General features: G+C 58.4%; 4 protein-coding genes. 2 read left to right on the forward strand and 2 right to left on the reverse strand.

Annotated elements, in window-relative coordinates; all coding sequences use genetic code 11:
• Both CAPSK01_RS17795 and CAPSK01_RS17800 read right to left on the reverse strand, forming a co-directional pair.
• A partial coding sequence (locus CAPSK01_RS17795; protein WP_034929858.1) for a CocE/NonD family hydrolase occupies positions 1 to 299 on the reverse strand: 299 nt, incomplete at its 3' end.
• Positions 300 to 397: 98 nt separating this feature from the next.
• A complete protein-coding gene (locus CAPSK01_RS17800; RefSeq protein WP_273704003.1) occupies positions 398 to 1108 on the reverse strand; it encodes a GNAT family N-acetyltransferase in 711 nt (236 codons plus the stop codon).
• Positions 1109 to 1406: 298 nt separating this feature from the next.
• On the opposite strand from CAPSK01_RS17800, the gene CAPSK01_RS17805 reads away from it, so the two are divergent.
• Together CAPSK01_RS17805 and CAPSK01_RS17810 are read left to right on the forward strand one after the other, a co-directional pair.
• Positions 1407 to 1880 carry a 4Fe-4S dicluster domain-containing protein gene (locus CAPSK01_RS17805; RefSeq protein ID WP_034929862.1) on the forward strand — a complete coding sequence of 158 codons (474 nt, stop codon included), beginning with the start codon at positions 1407 to 1409 and terminating at the stop codon, positions 1878 to 1880.
• A 12-nt stretch (positions 1881 to 1892) separates the two neighbouring features.
• On the forward strand, positions 1893 to 2554 hold a 662-nt coding region (locus CAPSK01_RS17810; protein ID WP_273704004.1), incomplete at its 3' end, for an aldehyde ferredoxin oxidoreductase N-terminal domain-containing protein.

Raw genomic sequence — 2554 nt, forward strand, 5'->3', positions numbered from 1 at the left:
GCATCGCTGCGGGCGCGAAGCCAGCGATGGGCCAGATGAACATCGTCCTCCCAGTCTTGCCAGCGCGCTTCTGCGAAGTCGCCTGAACTGTCTCCACAGCCCAACAGGTCGATCTGCAGGACATCGTAGCCAATCCTGGCCATGGCCCTCGCCTGCAGGGCAGCCATGCGGCGAGATTTGTTCATTTCCTCGGCAAATGGATGCAGATAAATGATCGCGCCACGTGTCCTACCATCGACTGCTGGGTGATAGAGGCAGAAACGAGTCCCTCTCTCTGCCGGAATAAAAAATGGTTGCAAGGCTAATCGCCCCCAAGGCTAATATGGTTACCGCAACGGCACAGTCCCGATCAAGCGATGCGTCACCCATGGCCAAATGCGCAAGAATACCACCTGCTTCATCGCAGTGACTCAGGGCCTTGACCGCGTAGCGAGATCCGCACACTGGGGCGACCAGCACCATTCCAGCTGAAGTTGATGAATGGTTTGCAGGACATCAGAGCCACCTGCAGCGATCCGATGCAAATGAAAGTCAAGGTTTCAAGCACACTGATGCCCAGGCGTCGATGGGACTGAAGGGATTGTCGATTGAACGCCGATATCCGCGAACAACTCCAGTCCACACCCAGGGCCGCCAGACGCTCGTTTGCCGCATCCCAAAGGCGCGCGAAGGTTCTTCCCATCCTGAAACGCGGCTCGACGTGCACATCGTAGTCCCAGACGGTCGAGTCTGGTTCACTCAGGACGAAACGACAATGAACCTCATCCTCCTCGTAATGGTCTCGGGCATACCACAGAAAGCCGGCGAAGACTCCCTTGTTAACCGCCGCCAAGCAGACATGCCCCCTTGCAAAGCGGTATTTCAGAACTTCCGGTGGGCGTGGAAACGCCTCGATAATCGCTGCGTGTGCTGCGATCTCGATCACCTTTTCCGTTGCGGAGGGCCGGCAGACCGGGACGAACTCGCGGGAAACGGGTTGGGCGACGATATGGTAGCGGATCAGGCGGCTACGCCCGCCGCTGAGAGCCTGCATTACCCGGCCAAGAAGATAGAGCATCCCGTTGATGAAGCCAAGGTCGCCAATCGCCGATTTCAAAGAACTGAACATCTAACGTGTTCCCCTTGTTCTGTTTTGTGTGTCCAAACCTGGCCCCTGACGGCCAGAGTCGTTCAATCGACCCCTACTATAGAACGAAGGCTACGCTTTGGGCCGTGACGTATATCCCACATCAGCGCAAGCACGTATTCGATCATCCATGGATCGCCTATACCGGGCACATGCGCCACATTGTTGCAGCGCAACTTTCATAAATGCCTGGCGTTGCCTATAGTGATCATTCCAGTCGCGGTCGGCGGTGCGACGTCATTCAACAGGATCATCGACACTCAACGGAGGAGACGACGTCATGCAGAAGTCCTTGCACATCGATCCGGGCAAATGCACCGGTTGCTTGCAGTGCGAAATGGCCTGCTCTTACGAGCACACCGGGATCTTCAATCCGTCCAAATCGCGAATCAAGGTTTTCGACTTCCACCACGAAGGCCGCAAGGTGCCCTATACCTGTACGCAGTGCGCGGAAGCTTGGTGTCTCAATGCCTGTCCGGTCGAGGCGATCAAGATCGACAGTGGCAGCGGTGCCAAGGTGGTCCTCGAAGCGGTATGCGTGGGCTGCAAGGTGTGCACGATTGCCTGTCCGTTCGGGACGATCAATTACAACCATGACTCGGGAAAGGTCCAGAAGTGCGACCTCTGTGGTGGTGACCCGGCCTGCGCCACGGCTTGCCCGACCGGCGCCATCACCTACATTGATGCGGACTGGACGGGTTTGCAACGGATGCGTCAGTGGGCACAGAAAACCGATAGTGCGGCACGCCTTTGAGGAGGAACGATCATGGCCTGGACACGCAAGATTCTTCGCGTCAACCTGACCCAGGGGACCTGCAGCAGTGAACCGCTGAACATGGCCTGGGCAGCACAGTATCTCGGCCAGCGCGGGCTGGCCAGCAAATACCTGGTCAGCGAGATCGACCCGAAGGTCGACCCGCTGTCCCCGGACAACAAGCTGATCTACGCGACCGGCCCGCTGACCGGCACGATGGCGTCGACCGGCGGCCGCTATTCGGTGATTACCAAAGGACCCCTGACCGGCGCGATTGCTTGCTCGAATTCGGGAGGCTATTTTGGGGCCGAGCTGAAATCGGCAGGCTGGGACATGATCATCTTCGAGGGCAAGTCGCCGCAACCGGTCTATCTGCACATTGAAAACGAGCAAGCGACCCTGCTGCCCGCAATCGACCTGTGGGGAAAGACCGTCTGGAACACCGAAGGCACCCTCAAGAAGCGTCATCAGGATTCGCTGCTGCGGGTATCGAGCATCGGTCGCGCCGGAGAAAACCAGGTCCTGTTCGCAGCAATCGTCAATGACCTGCACCGCGCCGCCGGTCGCTCCGGCGTCGGCGCAGTGATGGGGTCAAAGAATCTCAAGGCGGTTGCCGTGCGCGGTACGCTCGGTGTGGGCAATATCGCCAATCCCAAGGCTTTCATGGCGGCCGT

Source organism: Candidatus Accumulibacter vicinus (assembly GCF_000584955.1).
GTDB classification, from domain to species: domain Bacteria; phylum Pseudomonadota; class Gammaproteobacteria; order Burkholderiales; family Rhodocyclaceae; genus Accumulibacter; species Accumulibacter vicinus.